The sequence below is a fragment of the Amycolatopsis sp. NPDC001319 genome (genome assembly GCF_042896185.1).
Taxonomy (GTDB): domain Bacteria; phylum Actinomycetota; class Actinomycetes; order Mycobacteriales; family Pseudonocardiaceae; genus Amycolatopsis.
Genome location: NZ_JBIAWY010000007.1, coordinates 41,401 through 57,431 on the forward strand (window position 1 = coordinate 41,401; position 16,031 = coordinate 57,431).

19 protein-coding genes are annotated in these 16,031 nt (G+C 69.5%); 14 read left to right on the forward strand and 5 right to left on the reverse strand.

Annotated elements, in window-relative coordinates; translation table 11 throughout:
• The first annotated feature begins 10 nt into the window (after positions 1-10).
• From ACFY1H_RS26550 to ACFY1H_RS26590, 9 genes are all read left to right on the forward strand, one after another.
• A complete protein-coding gene (locus tag ACFY1H_RS26550) occupies positions 11-448 on the forward strand; it encodes a MarR family winged helix-turn-helix transcriptional regulator (RefSeq protein ID WP_386950626.1) in 438 nt (145 codons plus the stop codon).
• The gene (locus ACFY1H_RS26555; protein ID WP_386950629.1) at positions 445-810 is read left to right on the forward strand and encodes an aminoglycoside phosphotransferase family protein; all 366 of its coding nucleotides are present in this window, start codon (positions 445-447) and stop codon (positions 808-810) included. The genes ACFY1H_RS26550 and ACFY1H_RS26555 overlap by 4 nt, the downstream gene beginning before the upstream one ends.
• Positions 807-1,328 (forward strand): aminoglycoside phosphotransferase family protein, encoded by a 522-nt coding sequence (locus tag ACFY1H_RS26560; protein WP_386950632.1) that lies wholly within the window; start codon positions 807-809, stop codon positions 1,326-1,328. The genes ACFY1H_RS26555 and ACFY1H_RS26560 overlap by 4 nt, the downstream gene beginning before the upstream one ends.
• 164 nt (positions 1,329-1,492) lie before the next feature.
• Positions 1,493-2,395, forward strand: a complete 903-nt coding sequence (locus tag ACFY1H_RS26565) for a GNAT family N-acetyltransferase (RefSeq protein ID WP_366582407.1) — start codon at positions 1,493-1,495, stop codon at positions 2,393-2,395.
• A gap of 65 nt (positions 2,396-2,460) precedes the next feature.
• Positions 2,461-2,889, forward strand: coding sequence for a hypothetical protein (locus ACFY1H_RS26570; protein ID WP_366582408.1), 429 nt, complete (start codon positions 2,461-2,463; stop codon positions 2,887-2,889).
• A 31-nt stretch (positions 2,890-2,920) separates the two neighbouring features.
• Complete coding sequence (gene boxC / locus ACFY1H_RS26575) at positions 2,921-4,576, forward strand: 2,3-epoxybenzoyl-CoA dihydrolase (RefSeq protein ID WP_386950635.1); 1,656 nt, start codon at positions 2,921-2,923, stop codon at positions 4,574-4,576.
• Between the two features lie 4 nt (positions 4,577-4,580).
• Entirely contained in the window at positions 4,581-6,002 is a 1,422-nt protein-coding gene (boxB, locus tag ACFY1H_RS26580) for a benzoyl-CoA 2,3-epoxidase subunit BoxB (RefSeq protein WP_366582410.1), read from the forward strand.
• Between the two features lie 10 nt (positions 6,003-6,012).
• The gene (locus tag ACFY1H_RS26585; RefSeq protein WP_386950638.1) at positions 6,013-7,575 is read left to right on the forward strand and encodes a benzoate-CoA ligase family protein; all 1,563 of its coding nucleotides are present in this window, start codon (positions 6,013-6,015) and stop codon (positions 7,573-7,575) included.
• A gap of 13 nt (positions 7,576-7,588) precedes the next feature.
• Entirely contained in the window at positions 7,589-8,443 is an 855-nt protein-coding gene (locus ACFY1H_RS26590; RefSeq protein ID WP_386950641.1) for an amidohydrolase family protein, read from the forward strand.
• Positions 8,444-8,465: 22 nt separating this feature from the next.
• Here the strand turns inward: ACFY1H_RS26590 and ACFY1H_RS26595 are convergent, their stop codons facing one another.
• Together ACFY1H_RS26595 and ACFY1H_RS26600 are read right to left on the reverse strand one after the other, a co-directional pair.
• Entirely contained in the window at positions 8,466-9,230 is a 765-nt protein-coding gene (locus tag ACFY1H_RS26595; RefSeq protein ID WP_386950644.1) for a hypothetical protein, read from the reverse strand.
• Positions 9,220-10,266, reverse strand: coding sequence for a hypothetical protein (locus tag ACFY1H_RS26600; protein ID WP_386950647.1), 1,047 nt, complete (start codon positions 10,264-10,266; stop codon positions 9,220-9,222). Before ACFY1H_RS26600 ends, ACFY1H_RS26595 begins: the two co-directional genes overlap by 11 nt.
• Before the next feature lie 176 nt (positions 10,267-10,442).
• On the opposite strand from ACFY1H_RS26600, the gene ACFY1H_RS26605 reads away from it, so the two are divergent.
• On the forward strand, positions 10,443-10,943 hold the full coding sequence (locus tag ACFY1H_RS26605) for a sigma-70 family RNA polymerase sigma factor (protein ID WP_366582413.1): 501 nt from the start codon (positions 10,443-10,445) through the stop codon (positions 10,941-10,943).
• A 14-nt stretch (positions 10,944-10,957) separates the two neighbouring features.
• Here ACFY1H_RS26605 and ACFY1H_RS26610 read toward each other — a convergent pair whose 3' ends face one another.
• The gene (locus tag ACFY1H_RS26610; protein WP_366582414.1) at positions 10,958-11,338 is read right to left on the reverse strand and encodes a VOC family protein; all 381 of its coding nucleotides are present in this window, start codon (positions 11,336-11,338) and stop codon (positions 10,958-10,960) included.
• A 47-nt stretch (positions 11,339-11,385) separates the two neighbouring features.
• Positions 11,386-11,838: a MarR family transcriptional regulator gene (locus ACFY1H_RS26615; RefSeq protein ID WP_366582415.1), complete on the reverse strand. Its 453-nt coding sequence runs from the start codon at positions 11,836-11,838 to the stop codon at positions 11,386-11,388.
• 94 nt (positions 11,839-11,932) lie between these two features.
• On the opposite strand from ACFY1H_RS26615, the gene ACFY1H_RS26620 reads away from it, so the two are divergent.
• The 4 genes from ACFY1H_RS26620 to ACFY1H_RS26635 all read left to right on the forward strand — a co-directional run bounded on the left by ACFY1H_RS26620 (position 11,933) and on the right by ACFY1H_RS26635 (position 15,091).
• Positions 11,933-12,898 (forward strand): ring-cleaving dioxygenase, encoded by a 966-nt coding sequence (locus ACFY1H_RS26620; RefSeq protein WP_366582416.1) that lies wholly within the window; start codon positions 11,933-11,935, stop codon positions 12,896-12,898.
• On the forward strand, positions 12,895-13,500 hold the full coding sequence (locus tag ACFY1H_RS26625; RefSeq protein WP_386950653.1) for an alpha/beta hydrolase: 606 nt from the start codon (positions 12,895-12,897) through the stop codon (positions 13,498-13,500). Before ACFY1H_RS26620 ends, ACFY1H_RS26625 begins: the two co-directional genes overlap by 4 nt.
• 10 nt (positions 13,501-13,510) lie before the next feature.
• Positions 13,511-14,644, forward strand: coding sequence for a dipeptidase (locus ACFY1H_RS26630; protein ID WP_386950656.1), 1,134 nt, complete (start codon positions 13,511-13,513; stop codon positions 14,642-14,644).
• 81 nt (positions 14,645-14,725) lie between these two features.
• Entirely contained in the window at positions 14,726-15,091 is a 366-nt protein-coding gene (locus ACFY1H_RS26635) for a lipopolysaccharide assembly protein LapA domain-containing protein (protein WP_366582419.1), read from the forward strand.
• Between the two features lie 54 nt (positions 15,092-15,145).
• Here ACFY1H_RS26635 and ACFY1H_RS26640 read toward each other — a convergent pair whose 3' ends face one another.
• Entirely contained in the window at positions 15,146-15,985 is an 840-nt protein-coding gene (locus tag ACFY1H_RS26640; RefSeq protein ID WP_386950659.1) for a maleylpyruvate isomerase family mycothiol-dependent enzyme, read from the reverse strand.
• Positions 15,986-16,031: the final 46 nt, after the last annotated feature.

Consider the following 16,031-nt stretch of genomic DNA (forward strand, 5'->3'; position numbering starts at 1 on the left):
CGCTAGCACGATGACCCGCCGCGCCGAGCGCCTCACCCAGCTCGTCAACGACGTCTTCCTCACCAACGGCACCCTCCTTGCGACGGGCGACGCCCTCACCGCGCCGGCCGGCCTCACCGCCGCCCAGTGGCTGGTCCTCGGCTTCCTCGAAGACGGCCCCACCACGGCCGCCGACCTGGCCCGCCGCCGCGGCCTACGTCGCCAGAGCGTCCAGGAGACGGTGAACCGCCTGCTGCGCAACGGAATGCTCACGCGCGCCCCGAACCCCGCCGATGCGCGTGCGCCGCTTCTGGAGCTGACGCCGGTGGCTCGGTCGGCCCTCCGCGACCTCGGCGCCCGCCAGGCGCGGTGGGCGGACGACGTGGCTTCGGGGCTGTCACCCGCGGACGTGGAGGTGACGCTTCGGACGCTGGCGGCGTTGCGGGCCCGCCTCACCGAGCCGACGTGACCCGCCTGACCGTGCCGCCGCCCTTCGCCACGGCAACGGCCGCCCGCGAGGGCGACGCGGGCAGGCGCTGGGTGAAGTCGCTGCCGGACTTGGCGGCGGAGTTCCTGGAGCGCTGGTCGTGCCCCGTGTCGGGGCCGGTGTTGCACGGCTTTGTCGGCCTGGTGGTCCCTGCCGTCCGCGCGGATGGCACCGAGGTCGCGCTCAAGCTGGGGTTCCCGTCACCGGCGAACACCGCCGAGCCAGTGGCACTGGCCGCGTGGCAGGGCAACGGCGCGGCTCGCCTCCTGGAACGCGACGACAGCCGATTCGCGATGCTGCTCGAACGGCTGCAGCCCCTGGCAAAGCCGGACCCGGCCCGTTGACCACGGTCGGCCGCCTTGCCCGGCGGTTGGCCATCCCCGCGCCGCCCGGCCTGCCGTCGTTGGCGGACAAAGCGCTCGGCTGGAACTTGCCCGGGCACGCCAAGCGGCTCGGATCTCCGTTGCCGGCACGAATCATCGACGCCGCGGTGGCCGGCGTCCGCGACCTCGCGGCCGAGCGCCAGACGACGCTGCTCCACGGTGACCTGCACTTCGGCAACATCATGCGCAGCCACGACGAACCGCGGGTCATCGATCCCGACGGGCTGGCCGGCGACCCGGAGTTCGAGCTGCTCCCCGTATTACGCGGCGACTGGCCCGCGGTCACGGCGGAAGTCAGCTTGCGCCAGGCCGTAAACCGGCGGATCGCGGAGTTCGCCGCGGCAGCCGAGGTCGACCGTGAACGGGTGCGTCGTTGGACGCAGGCCCGCGCGGCCGAGTCGGCCCTGTGGTCAAGGCACCTGCGCGAACCGGCCGCCGTCACCGCCGTCGTCGACACCCTGGCCGCCCTGCTCGTCTAAACCAGTTGACCGCCCCCGCGGCAACCAGGTTGAGTACCGCCCAGCACCCTCACCACACAGGACAGGAGGTGGACGCCATGTTCGGCTACTCGGTCGCGCGTTCCCACCTCCGGCTGAGGGTGCCGAGGGCCTGACGGGAGCGCGGAACTCCCGGAAGGAAACACATGACCGACCTGGTCGTGCGCCCGCTCGTCGCGGGTGAGGAGCGTCTGTTCACCGACCTGCCCGCCACCCAGGGCATCGGCAGTGCCCTGCTCGGGCGGGACTACGAAAAAATGGCGAAACGCCGCGAATACCGTCCCGAGTGGACCTGGGTCGCGACGCGAAACGGCGAGCCCGTGGCCCGCGCGGCCTGGTGGGCGAGCGAAAAAGACGAAGCACCCCTGGCCCTCGACTGGTTCGATTTCACCGACCTCGAAGCCGGCATCGAAGTCCTCCGCCGAGCGCCGTTCCGCACCGAGTACTCCCTCACCGTCCCGCCGGGCTGGCGCGAAGACCCGGCCGTAAAACCCGAGGTCGAAAACCGCATCCAAGCCGCCACCGCCGCCGGGATGGAGGTGCTCGTCGAGCGGTACCGCTACACCTGGACCACCGCGAACGGGCTCCCCGGGAAACCCGGCCGTCTCGAGTTCCGCGCGGAACCCGACGACGACAAGCTCCTCGAAGTCTTCCGACGCGTCCACCAGAGCAGCCTCGACGCGCACGTCCGCCGCACCACCGCGCAGCACGGGCTCGACGCGGCGGCGCGAGAAGACCTCGACCTCCTGCGCTGGCTCCCCAGCCCGCGCGACTGGTGGCGGCTCGCGTACACCCCACACGGCGACCTCGTCGGCCTCACCATCCCCGCGCGGAACCCGAGCGCGCCGATCGTCGCGTACGTCGGTGTGGTGCCGGAGCACCGTGGGCACGGATACGCCTACGACCTGCTCGTCGAGGCCACCCACGAGCTCGTCGGGTACGGCGCGGAGAAGATCGTCGCCGCCACGGACGTCACGAACGGACCCATGGCGGCGGCTTTCGCGAAAGCCGGTTATCCCGTGAGCTACCACCGCATCGACCTGGTGTGAGTGCCGACCAGGCGTTACTCTCTCGCTAGAGCGATCTATCAAATCGCACAAGGGGGCGAACGACGATGCCGGAGAAAGGTCTTGCCGCACTCCGCGTGATCCTGGCGTTCACGCTGCTCACGACCACCTTCCACTACGCGCACAACGTCATCCGCGCGCAGGACTACCCGCAGATCCCGGGGATCCCCGTGCTCGCGGCGCAGATCGTGGTCGCGTTCGGGTGGGTGTTGTTCACGGCGTTCGGGTTGGCCGGCTATCGGCTCTATGTGAAGGGCCGGTACTGGCGGGCGCTGGGATTCCTGCTGGTCTGCTCCTTGGGTGGCCTGGTCGGCGCGGGCCACTTCCTGGTGGGCGTGCCGCAGATCCCGGCGTTCTGGTTCGCGACGATCTTCACCGACACGGCGGCCGCGATAGCGTTGTGGCTCTTCGTGTCCTGGGCGGCGGCGCGGCTCAACCGGGTGAGTGTCGGAGATCAAGCGTCTACACAACATTGACGCTAGTCACTAATATGTAGACAATCAGGGAGTGACCACCACCACGACTGTGACGTTCGAGCGCCATCCGGACACCTACCGGCACTGGAAGCTCAGCGTCGACGGCGAGGTCGCCTGGCTCGAGATGGACGTCGACGAGCAAGGCGGCCTCGTACCCGGCTACGAGCTGAAGCTGAACTCCTACGACCTCGGCGTGGACATCGAGTTCTACGACGCCACGCAGCGCCTGCGGTTCGAGCACCCCGAGGTCAAGGCCGTGATCGTGACGAGCGCCAAGGACAAGGTGTTCTGCGCGGGCGCCAACATCCGGATGCTCGCGTCGTCGCCGCACGAGTGGAAGGTGAACTTCTGCAAGTTCACCAACGAAACCCGCAACGGCATCGAGGACGCCACCGAGTTCTCCGGTCAGCGGTACGTCGCGGCGGTCAACGGGAGCTGCGCGGGTGGCGGCTACGAGATCGCGCTCGCGTGCGAGAAGATCCTGCTCGTGGACGACAACTCGTCGACGGTCGCGCTGCCCGAGGTGCCACTGCTCGGCGTGCTACCCGGCACTGGAGGCCTCACGCGCGTGGTCGACAAGCGCCGGGTGCGCCGCGACCTCGCCGACGTGTTCGCCACGCGCTCGGACGGTGTGAAGGGCAAGACGGCCGTCGACTGGCGGCTGGTCGACGAGCTCGTGCCCCGCGTGGGGTTCCGCGAGTCCGTGCTGGCGCGGGCGCAGGAGCTGGCCGCCGAGTCCGAGCGCCTGCCGGGCGAGAAGGGCGTGCCGCTCACGCCGTTGGATCCCGAGGTCACCGACGACGGCATCAAGTACCGCTTTGTCGACATCACCTACGACCGTCCCGCCTCGCTCGCGACGATCACCGTCCGCGGCCCCGAGGGCGAACCCGGTGACTTGCACGCCGAGGGCGCCGACGGCTGGCTGCTGCGCCTCACCCGCGAGCTCGACGACGCGATCCTCCGCTTGCGCGCCAACGAAACCGAGCTCGGCACGTGGGTCCTGCGCACCGAAGGCGACCAGGCGAAGGTCCTCGCTCACGAGCAGCAGGTGCTCGGCGCGAAAGACTGGCTGAGCAACGAAATCCTGCACTACTACAAGCGCACGCTGAAGCGCCTCGACGTCACCAGCCGCACGCTCGTCGCGCTCATCGAACCGGGCAGCTGCTTCGCCGGGGTGCTGCTGGAGCTCGCGCTCGCCGCCGACCGTCAGTACATCCTGGACGGTCCGCCGATCGACGACGAGGATTCCGAAGAACGCGCGTCGATCACCTTGTCGGAAGCCAACTTCGGCCCGTTCCCCATGGGCAACGGACTGACCCGCCTGCAGTCGCGCTTCTACGGCGACGACGACCACCTCTCCTGGCTGGTCCGCGAGCGCGACCACGCGCTGACGCCGGCCGAGACCGTGGAGCTGGGCCTGGTCACCGACGCGCCGGACGATCTCGACTGGGAGGACGAGATCCGCATCGCGCTGGAGGGCCGCGCCTCGCTGAGCCCCGACGCGCTCACCGGGATGGAGGCGAACCACCGGTTCGTCGGCCCGGAAACGATCGAAACGAAGATCTTCGGCCGCCTCACCGCGTGGCAGAACTGGATCTTCACCCGACCTAACGCTTCTGGTCCGGAAGGCGCGCTGCGCCGCTACGGTACGGGCCAGAAGGCGATCTTCGACAGGAAGCGGGTCTGAAGCGATGCCCGAGCGGATCGACTACGACGCCAAGATCCCCAACAACGTCAACCTCGCCGACGACCGGAGGTTGCAGCGGGCGCTGGAAGGCTGGCAGCCGAAGTTCATGAACTGGTGGGGCGAGATGGGCCCCACCCTGCAGACGCACGGCGTCTACCTGCGCACAGCCGTGAGCGTCGGGCGTGAGGGCTGGGCGCACTTCGACCACGTGAACGTGCCCGACTACCGCTGGGGCATCTTCCTCGCCGAACGCGACCCCGACCGGCGCATCGCGTTCGGGGAGCACGCCGGAGAGCCCGTGTGGCAGCAGGTGCCCGGTGAGTACCGCGCCGACCTGCAGCGCCTGATCGTGATCCAGGGCGACACCGAGCCGGCGTCGGTCGAGCAGCAGCGGCTGCTGGGCCTGACCGCGCCGAGCCTGTACGACCTGCGCAACCTGTTCCAGGTCAACGTCGAAGAGGGCCGGCACCTGTGGGCGATGGTGTACCTGCTGCACGCGTACTTCGGCCGTGAAGGCCGGGACGAGGCGGAAGGCCTGCTGCTGCGCAACTCCGGCAGCCCCGACGCGCCGCGCATCCTCGGCGCGTTCAACGAGGAAACGGCCGACTGGCTGGCCTTCTTCATGTTCACCTACTTCACCGACCGCGACGGGAAGTACCAGCTCGGGACGTTGAAGGAGTCCTCCTTCGACCCGCTGTCGCGCACGTGCGAGTTCATGCTGAAGGAAGAGGCGCACCACATGTTCGTCGGCACCACGGGTGTCGACCGTGTGGTCCAGCGCTCGGCCGACCTCATCCGGGAGCACGACACGCTCGACATCGCCTCGCACGGCGGCATCCCGCTCGACATCATCCAGCGGTACCTGAACTTCCACTACACCGTCTCGCTCGACCTGTTCGGCAGCGAGACCTCCACGAACGCCGCGAACTACTACACCGCGGGCCTCAAGGGCCGCTGGCAGGAGACGCGGCGCAAGGACGACCACAAGCTCACCGACGACAGCCGCGACCTCGACCGCCCCAACGGCGACGGCACGTGGACCTCCGACGAGCTGCAGGCCATCCTGCTGCTCAACCTCGACCTGCGCGGCGAGTACACGGCCGACTGCCAGACCGGCGTCAACCGCTGGAACAAGATCCTCGCGGACGCGGACATCGACTTCCGCTTCAAGCTCCCGCACCCTGGTTTCAACCGCGAGGTCGGCATAAACTCCGGCCACCACATCACTCCCGACGGCAACATCGTCGACGAGGCCACGTGGGAGGCGAGCCGGCACCGCTGGCTGCCGACGGCCGAGGACCTGACGTTCGTCCGCTCGCTCATGCACCCGGTGTACGAGCGCGGGAAGATCGCCAGCTGGGTCGCACCGCCGAGGCAGGGCATCAACGGCAAACCGTTCGACTACGAGTACGTGCACCTCACCTAGAGGGGGCCCCATGGGCGGGTTCAACGCAGCCGAATACCTGTTGTCCCAGGGGCGTCCCGACGCACCCGCCGTGGTTTCCGCGCGGCGGACCCTGAGCTACGCCGAGCTGACCGACGAGGCCCACCGGGTCGCGTCGGGCCTGCGTTCCCTGGGCGTGCGCCCGGAAGAGCGCGTGATGTTCTGCATGGTCGACGACGTCGAGCTGCTCACGGGCATCCTCGGCACGATGCTGGCCGGCGCCGTCGCGGTGCCGGTGTCCACGATGGTCACGGGCCTCGAGCTGGGCAAAGTCCTGGCCGACTCGCGGGCGCGCGTGCTGTGCGTGTCCGGGGAGTTCGCGGCGCAGGCCGTCGGTGCGCTGGCGGCCGCGCCCGAGGTCACCGACGTGCTGCTGGACCGCGCGGAGGCGGCGGAGTTCCCCGCGGGCGTGGCCACGCACCCGTGGGCCGAACTGACCACTGTGGACGATCTGGACCTGGAACCCGCTCACACGTGGGAGGATTCGCCCGCGTTGTGGCTGTACACGTCGGGCACGACGGGCCAGCCGAAGGGCGCGATGCACCGGCACGCGAGCATCCGCGCGGTGTGCGAGACCTACGCGCACTCCATCCTGGCGACGACGCCGGCCGACCGGTTCCTGTCCGTGCCGAAGCTGTTTTTCGCCTACGGCTTGGGGAATTCGGCGTTCTTCCCGCTCGCGGCCGGCGGCACGACGCTGCTGGAACCCGCGCGGCCGACGCCGGCGTTGTTCGCCGCCCGCGCTCGCGCCGACAAGCCGACGTTGTTCTTCGGCGTGCCGACGTTCTTCGCCGGCGTGCTGGCCAGCGACGTCCCGGACGACTCGTTCGCCTCGGTGCGCTACGCCGTGTCGGCCGGGGAACCGTTGCCCGCCGCCATTTTCACGCGGTTCCGCGACCGCTTCGGCGTCGAGATCCTCGACGGGATCGGCTCCACGGAAGCGTTGCACATCTTCCTGTCCAACCGGCCGGGCTCGATCCGGCCGGGCAGCACGGGGACCGCCGTGCCGGGCTACGCCGTGGAGATCCGCGACGAGGACGGCGGGCTCATCGAGGGTCCCGGTCAGCCGGGTGAGCTGTTCGTGTCGGGCCCGTCGACGGCGATGGGCTACTGGGCGCGGTACGAGACCACGAAACGCGTGTTCCAGGGCGAATGGCTGCGCACGGGGGACAGTTACGTCCGCAATGACGACGGCACGTTGACCTGCCTGGGCCGTTTCGGTGACATGCTGAAGGCGGGCGGGATCTGGGTGTCACCGTCCGAAGTGGAGGACCGGCTGCTGCAGCACCCGTCCGTCGCCGAGGTGGCCGTGGTGGCCGCGCCGGACGCGGACGGCCTCGACAAGCCGGTGGCGTGCGTCGTCGCGGCGCCGGGTTTCGCCGTGGACCCGGATGAGCTGATCGAGTTCTGCCGCGCGGGGTTGGCGGCGTTCAAACGGCCCCGAGGTGTGGTGGAGCTGCCGGAGCTGCCGAAGACGGCGACGGGCAAGATCCGCCGCAATGTGATCCGCGACCGGGTGCGCGAGTCGCTGCTCGTGGTTCCCGCGAAACCGTGATCGACTGGCCGGCATGATCGACGGTCGCTTCGTGGTCGATGCCCACGTCCACACCCCCCGGCTGCCCACGCTCAAGCCGGCCTGGATGGAGTGGGCCCGCGACTTCGCCGGCGCCCACCCGTGGCGCACGGTCTACGACGACGCGGGTTCCGTGATCCCCGCCGCGATGGACGAGCTGATGGACGCCGAGGGCGTCGACCGCGTGCTGCTGTTCTGCGAGTACAGCCCGCGCGCCACCGGCATCCAGCCGATCGAGGACAACCTGCCGCTGGTGGCGCACAACCCTTCGCGGTTCCGGTTGGTGGCCAACGTGAACCCGCACCTGCACCACCCGCTGCGCGACGAGGTCGCCCGCCAGCTCGACCTGGGCGCGGTCGCGCTGAAGCTCCACCCCGTCCACGGCGGTTTCTCGCCCGCGGACAAGGAGCTCTACCCCGTGTATGAGCTGTGCGCGTCCCTCGGCGTGCCCGTCGTTCTGCACTCGGGCCTCTCAGTGTTTCCCGGCTCCCGCGCGACCTTCGGCGACCCTGCTCTGCTGTCCGACGTGGTCGAAGACTTCCCCACCGTGAACTTCGTCTTCGCCCACGGCGGCCGCGGCTGGTGGTACGACACGGCGGCCTTCATGGCCCAGTCGCGCCCCAACGTCTGGCTCGACCTCGCCGGCCTGCCACCCAAGAAACTGCCGGACTACTACGCCCGCTTCGACCTGCCCCGCCTGGCCCGCAAGTGGATCTTCGGCACGGACTGGCCGGGCGTCCCGGGCACCGCCGTGAACGTCCGGTCGATCGCCGGGCTGGGCCTGCCGGAGGAAACGCTGGCCGACGTGCTGGCGGGCAACGCGCTGAGGCTGGTGCCGGGGTTGAAGTAGCACCTCGTGCGGTTCGGCTCGGTCAGCGGGAGAGCGACGCCAGAAGCAGCTCACCAGTGAGAACCAGGGTGTCGAGGTTCATCCCCGCGCCTGCCGGTGTGTTCCTGACCTTGCGCAGACTCCGCGCAGCGTCCTTGCCGAGCCACTTTTGGACGTGGAGCGCGGCGTCGTCCTTGAGCTGCGCGCCAGCCTCGGCGAGTTGCGCCCGGACTGCGACGCCGGTCACCTCGTCGAGAGTGAGCCGCACGATGTCGAGCAGGTCCGTCGATTCCTTCGCGCTCGCGCGGTTCGGCAGCGCTTGCAGCTTCGTGGCGATCAACGGTCCTGGTTCGGCGACGCGAACGGCGTGCTCGACCGCGACGTCGGTGTAAACCGCTCGAACGAGGATCGGGGTGGCAGTGCGCATCGCCCAGTCGTGACTTAGCACGTACAACCGGTCTGTCGGATCGGACGGTGGGTCAGCGAGTTCTTGCTCGCCGATTTCGAGAACGTCCACACGGACTTCGCCGGTCGGTGTCTCCACGATCGCGCCGGCACCGTCGATCTCGCGAGCGCCACTGTCGAGGAGAACCCTCAACTGGCCGCGTTCACCTCTGCCTCGCAGGTCAACGGTATCGACGTCCGTGGTCACACGGTGCGCGGCTGACCCGAGCCGAGACAGGACGGCGAGTCCTCCGACCAGCGTGATCGGTTTGCTGACACGCCGCTCGACCTCGGGAATCGCCTGTACCAGGGAAACCGTGACCGAGCCGAAGAGCTCAACCCGGGGTGGCAGTTCACCAGACACGCGTCACGTCCTTTGGCGGCTCCCAGTTCTCGAGGATCTCGCGTCCACGGCCAGGATCGGTGGCCAGGTCGAGTGCGACGAAGAGCGGATGCGCGAGCGGCCACGGGAGTCCGCTGGCCGGAGCCGGTCGGCGGAGCGTGCAAGCTTGAGGTACTGGGGCAACCCGTAGCGTCGCCCCGCGGACATCCTCGGACACCGGTACTCCCAGCATCGTCGCGGCTCGTTGTGCCGTGGTCTCGTCGGGTACGTAGAAGTCCGGGGGATAGCCGGCGCGGACCGCGGCGGGTGCGCCGTAAGCAGCCGCCGCCAAGGTGTCCGAGACCGCCCAGCCCGCTTTCTCTTGAACATCCTCGAACTCGGGATGCAGGGAGCCGGCGATCGTCGGATCGCTGATCAGTTGTATCCGGGCGACTGAGATGGATGTGGGCCGCCATGCCCCGGCCAGTTCCCAGAACAGGTCGGGGAGCACGGGCAGGTTCTGTTCGTCGATCAACTGGGCAGCGCGAAATGCGGTAATCACTGTGGACACCGTGCTCGGAGAGTGGCCCAGGTCGCGCGCCAACCCGCGGATGGTGAGGGGTTTCCGCGGAGCCAGTAACAGAGCGGTCGCGACTTCGAGCGCTACCTTGCCCGTGAACGTCTTCGCCCGCTGGGCAGCTGTCCCCGCCGAAACCGGCCGGACCGGTACGTCCACCAAGACCCCTGGCCCCGACAGTCGGAGGTGGCCACGCAGATCGAGCCAGCTCCAGCCGCGTTCGCGGAGTATCTCCCTGGCCGCGGCGACGATGCGATCCGCGACCAGCAGGTGGGCCTGTTCCGGTTGGCTGTCGACGGTCCAGTCGCTGATTCGCCGGTCAAGGCCGTCGGGCATTGCGGTCGAGACGGTCTTCACGTCGATGAACAGCGGTACACCGTTCACATCGATCACGAGGTCGGTCGATTGCCTGGTCAGCGACGTTTCCGTGCGGGCCGTGAGACCGACTTGCTCGAGGGCGTCGACGAGCCTGGCGACTGAGGCGTCGTACGTTAACGGCATAGGTCAAGAGTGCCGTATGTTCAGTGTTCGGTAAAGACCGAACGCCGAACACTTGCCCTCGTGCACTGGGGTGACCTGCGGATACGCGGAGTCGCCCGATTCGGCGGTCGTTCCGGTGATCGGGAGCCGGCGGGGGTGGTCACGTCGTCTGCGTTTGCGGACGAAAGGACGTGGGCATGGCCGAGGACGGGGAGTTGCGCCGGATTTCGGAGCGGGTCGTACGCGTGGTCGCCGCCGACGCCGGCCTGCGCGGCGACGCGGAGGACGCCTGCCAGGCGGCATGGGCCGACTTCCTCGGCCGGCCGCACACCGTGCACGACCCCTCGCGCCCCGGCGCCTGGCTCACCACGGTCGCCCGGCGGCACGCCATCCGCGCCGTCGTCCGGCGGGCGCGGTCCGCGCAGGTCGAGGCAGCGGCCGCCCCGGCGGGCGTCCCGCAGTCACCCGAAGCGGCCGCGCTGGACCACGACGTGGCCACCGCGCTGTGGCGCACGGTCGACACCCTGCCGGACCGCCACCGGCGCCTGGTCTGGCTGCTCGCGCACCGGCCCGAACTGTCGGTCCGCGAGGTCGCGGCCGAGCTGGGGATCTCGCCGACCAGCGTGGGCAAGGTGCGCAGCCGCTGTCTCGCGGTGCTGAGGTACCGCCTCACCGCGCAGGGCTACACCTATCCGTGAGCACGAAACCGGCATCAATCCAGGAGCTCGTGCAGACACAAAACGTTGCCTTCCGAATCCGAGAACCACGCAGCCCGCTCGTGTCCCACCTGGGCCACGTGGTCGACGGTCTTCAGGCCCTCCACGTCGACGTCCTGGAACTGCACCCCCCGCCGTTCCAGCAGGGTCATCTCCGCCGGCAGGTCGACGACCTCGAAGCTCAACGCGGTGTTCGGGCTCTGCGTCCCCTCCGGCATGAGCCGCAGGCCGATGGTGCCGGCGCCGGCGGCGAAGTACTGGGTGCCGTCTTCGCCGGTGGTGACGGGGGCGAGGCCGAGGGAGTCGGCGTAGAAGTGGGCGGCGCGGGTGGCGTCGGACACCGGGAGCATGGTGGTGATGGTCGAGTCGGTAAGCATGTCAGCAGCATGCGCCGACCAGGCAAAACGTCGGTAGGGCGCGTTTTTCAGCCGTTGGCCGAACGCAGCGTGCGCATGGCGGAGGCGAGGGCGGACGCGTCGTCGCCGAGGGGGGTCAGGACGATGCGGCGCAGGATTTCGGCACAGGCCGAGCGGGCTTTCAGGGCGACGTCCAGGCCGTGCTCGGTCAGGGAGGCGAAGGTGACGCGGCGGTCGTCCGGGCTGGGGATGCGGCAGATGAGGTCCGCGGCGACGAGACGGTCCGCCACCTTGGTGAAACCGCCGCTGGACAGCGCCGCCTCGGTGGCCAGGCGGGTCATCGGCATGCGGTGGTCGGGCGAGCGCACGAGTCTCAGCAGGATGTCGAACGACGCGGGCGCCAGGCCGAACCGATCGGCGATCTCGCCCATCAGCTTGTCCTGCGTGGCGAGGTAGCCCTCGATCACGAGGCCCCACCAGGTCACGATCTCGTCGTCGTCCGTACGCGGATCAGGTGTCACGGCGCACACGCTACCGCACAGTCTCACCGGAATATATCTTGCGCGCGAGAGGTTTTCGGGGTTAGCTTGAGACACCAGCACCCGAGGAGACCTGATGTCCATCAAAACGAACGGGTTGCACCACGTCACCGCCATCGGCGGCAACCCCCAGCGCAACGTCGACTTCTACCTCCGGACCCTGGGGCTGCGGCTGGTGAAAACCACCGTCAACTTCGACGACCCGGGCACCTACCACCTCTACTACGGCGACCAGTCCGGCAAACCGGGCTCGTTGATCACCTTCTTCCCCTGGTCCGACGCGCCCGCCGGCCGGCTGGGCACCGGCCAGGCGACGACCACGGCGTTCTCCGTGCCGGAGACCTCGCTCGGGTGGTGGCAGCAGCACCTGAAGACGCAGGGCGTGGAGACGAGCCAGATCCGCAACGCCGACAACGAGGAAACCCTCACCTTCCGCGACCCCGACGGCCTGCAGCTCGCCCTCGTCGCGCACCCGCAGGGCGACCCGCGTGACCCGTGGGACACGAAGCTCGTCCCGGCGGAGAACGCCATCCGCGGCCTGCACTCCGTCACGCTTTCGGTGTCCAAAGAGGACGCGACGGCCGGCATGTTCACCGACGGCCTCGGCCTTTCCTTCCACAGCCAGGAAGGCAACCGCTTCCGCTTCGAGGCGGGCGCAGGCGGCCCGGGCGCGCTCGTCGACGTGCTCGTGACGCCGGAGACCCCGCGTGGCCTTGTCGCCACCGGCACCGTGCACCACGTGGCCTGGCGCGCGCCCGACGAGCCGACCCAGGCGGCCTGGCGCGAGGAGCTCGTGGACAAGGGCGTCAACGTCACGTCCATTTTGGACCGGCAGTACTTCCGCTCCATCTACTTCCGCGAGCCCGGCGGCACGCTGCTCGAAGTGGCCACGGACGCACCCGGCTTCACCTACGACGAGCCGCTGCTCGAGCTCGGCCGCGCGCTGAAGCTCCCGCCGTGGCTGGAACCGCGCCGCGACGAGATCGAGCACATGCTGCCCAAGCTGAACCTTCCCAGCGAGAACAACCCGGAGCAGAAGTGAGCGCGTTCGAGCACAAGTACACCGAGGGTGAGCAGGACAAGCCCGTGCTGCTCCTGCTGCACGGCACCGGCGGCGGCCCCGACGACCTGCTCGGCCTCGCCCGCGAGCTGAGCCCCGGCTCGGCCACGCTCGCCCCGGCCGGTCCGGTGTCGGAGTTCGGTGCCGCACGGTGGTTCCGCCGGCTCGCCGAGGGCGTCTTCGACCACGAGGACGTCGTCCGGCGCGCCAATGACCTCGCCGATTTCGTCGTGGCGGCCAAGAACGAGTACGGCCTCAACGACCGCCGCCTCGTCGCCGTCGGCTTCTCCAACGGCGCCAACATCGCCGCCGCCGTTACGCTCCTGCGTCCGGAAGTTCTCACCGAAGCCGCGCTGTTCTCCGGAATGTCGCCGGTCCCGCAACCGCCGGACCACGACCTTTCGGGCACCCGTGTCTTCCTCTCCAACGGCGAGCAAGACCCGATGGCCCCCTTGGCTTCCACCGAGGAGTACGTCCGCTTGCTCAAGGAGCGCGGCGCCGACGTGACCACGCACCGCCAGCCTGGCGGGCACCAGATCACGCTCGACGGCGTCCGCGCGGCCAAGGAGTGGCTCGCTCGCTAGGGTCGAGGTCATGACTTCCGGGGCACTCGAACGTGCGACGAACCTGCTGAGCACCACGATCCTGTCCGACGGTCACAACGACCTGCCCTGGGAGCTGCGCCACCAGGGCGGGCCGGACCCGGTTTCCGCGGCCGGGTCGCTCGACCTGACCGTGCGCCAGCCGTCGCTGCACACCGATTTCCCCAAGATCGCCGACGGCAAGCTCAGCATGCAGTTCTGGTCGGTCTACGTGCCGTGCCAGCTCGCGGGCGACAGCGCCGTCACCGCCGTGCTGGAGCAGATCGAGCTCGTGCACCAGCTCGCGCAGCGCTACCCCGACCGGCTCGAGCTCGTCACCACGGCCGACGAAGCCGAAGCCGCGTTCGCCGCGGGCAAGATCGCTTCGCTCCTCGGCGCCGAAGGCGGCCACAGCATCAACGAATCCCTGGGCGTGCTGCGGATCCTGCGCCGGCTCGGCGTGCGGTACATGACGCTCACGCACAACTTCAACACCCCGTGGGCGGATTCCGGAACCGACGAACCGGCCCACGGCGGCCTCACCGACTTCGGCCGCGAGGTCGTCCGGACCATGAACGAGATCGGCATGCTCGTCGACCTCTCGCACGTCGCGCCGAGCACCATGCGCGCCGCGCTGGAGGTCAGCACCGCGCCGGTGATCTTCAGCCACTCCTCGTGCATCGCCGTGAACGACCACCCGCGCAACATCCCCGACGACGTCCTCGCGCAGCTGCCCGGCAACGGCGGCGTCGCCATGATCACCTTCGTGCCCGCCTTCATCTCCCCGGCCGTCGCCGCCTGGGACGAGCAGCTCAAGGCCGCGATGGCCGCCGCCGGCGAGGAGTTCCTCAACCTCGGGCAGCGCAAGCGCTTCGCCGAGACGTGGGACGGGCCGCCGAAGCCGAAGGCGACCGTCGCCGACGTCGTGGCGCACGCCGAGCACGCCCGCGAGGTCGCGGGCATCGACCACATCGGTCTCGGCGGCGACTACGACGGCGTCGGCACGCTCCCGGAAGGGATGGAAGACGTCTCGAAGTACCCCGTGCTGTTCGCCGCGCTGATGGACCGGGGCTGGAGCGACGAGGACTGCGCGAAGCTCGCCGGCCGCAACTCGCTGCGGGTGCTGCGTGACGTGGACAAGCACTGACCTCAAGCGCTGAAAGACCGGTACTCACCCGTTAGGGTTTCAGAACCGGCGTTCCGGTGAACGCGGGCGGACAATCAGGGCATGTCCCACGCGCGAAGTGACAACCCCACCGGGGCCACGAGCCCCGGGACCCCTCAGGTGCCGGGTGTCGAGGTGCCCGGGACCGACCCGATCACACCTCCCACGACCACGAAACGCAGGCCCACCCGGGTCAGCGGGGCCTGGATCTCGGCGGTCGTGGCCATCGTGCTGCTGGCGTTCCTGCTGGTGTTCATCCTGCAGAACCTCGACAGTGTCACGGTGCACTTCCTCGGTATGGCCGGCAACCTGCCGCTGGGTATCGCGATGCTCCTGTCCGCGCTCGGCGGCATGGTGGTCATCGGCCTGGTCGGCGGTGCCCGGATCATGCAGCTGAGGAAGCAGACCAAGCGTCAGCGGCAGAACTGATCGGGGCGGTCGTAGTGGATGCCGCGCTTGCGACATCCATGGGGCCGACCTGCGTCAGGCGATGACCGAAACCATCTCGAGCACCGTCGCGCAAACGCTTTCGTCTCCTTTCACCCTCACGCGGTCCTCGACGTCGGCGGGTTTCACCGTGCGCGTGCACAGGCGCCAGAACGTGTCCGCGTCCGTGGTGACCGAAGCCAGCGGGCTGCGTGAGGTCGGCGCGCCGCGGTCGAGCGTCCAGCCCTTCGCCGACGCGCGAGCGGTCCACTGGCCGCCGCTCGGGCCCGTCACGGTGTAGCCGACCTGACGGCCGCTGCGGGCTTCGACGTCGCGCAGCGTGTGGGGCAACGCGCGCATGAAGGTGTCGACCACCGGCGCGCGGAAGGCGGGGTCGTCGAGCAGTGGTGCGCCCACGGCTTCGCGGATCTGCTGCTGGTGCACCCACAGCTCCGTGTACTCGCGCGCCACGTCGAGCCAGAGCGGCGCCGGCTCCGGGCCCGCCCACGTGACGGGGCCGCCCAGCTCGTCGAGGTCGTGGCGCTTCCACATGTCCGTGAGCTGCGCCGTGCTGTCCACGAGCAGCGCGAACAGCACCTCGGGCGAGAGCCGGCGGCACGCGCGCACCCACTCGTCGTTGATCCGGTGCAGGAACGACGGGAACGGCTCACCTTCGCGGGGCTCCTCGGCGTGGTAGCCGTCGCGGTCCCGGGAAAGCCGCCCGAGCTTGTCGCCCAGGATGTGGGCGGCCACGTCGTGCACGGTCCAGCCGGGGCACGCCGTGGGCGCGGCCCACTGGCCGGCGTCGAGGTCCGTGAGCACGCTGACCAGGGCTTGTTCCTCGCGGGCGAACAGCGGGAGGACGTCGATCGGGGGTCCCCAGGCGGTGGCGGTCATGCGCGTCATCCAACACCGGTGATCACGCCTGCCGCATCGCCTACTC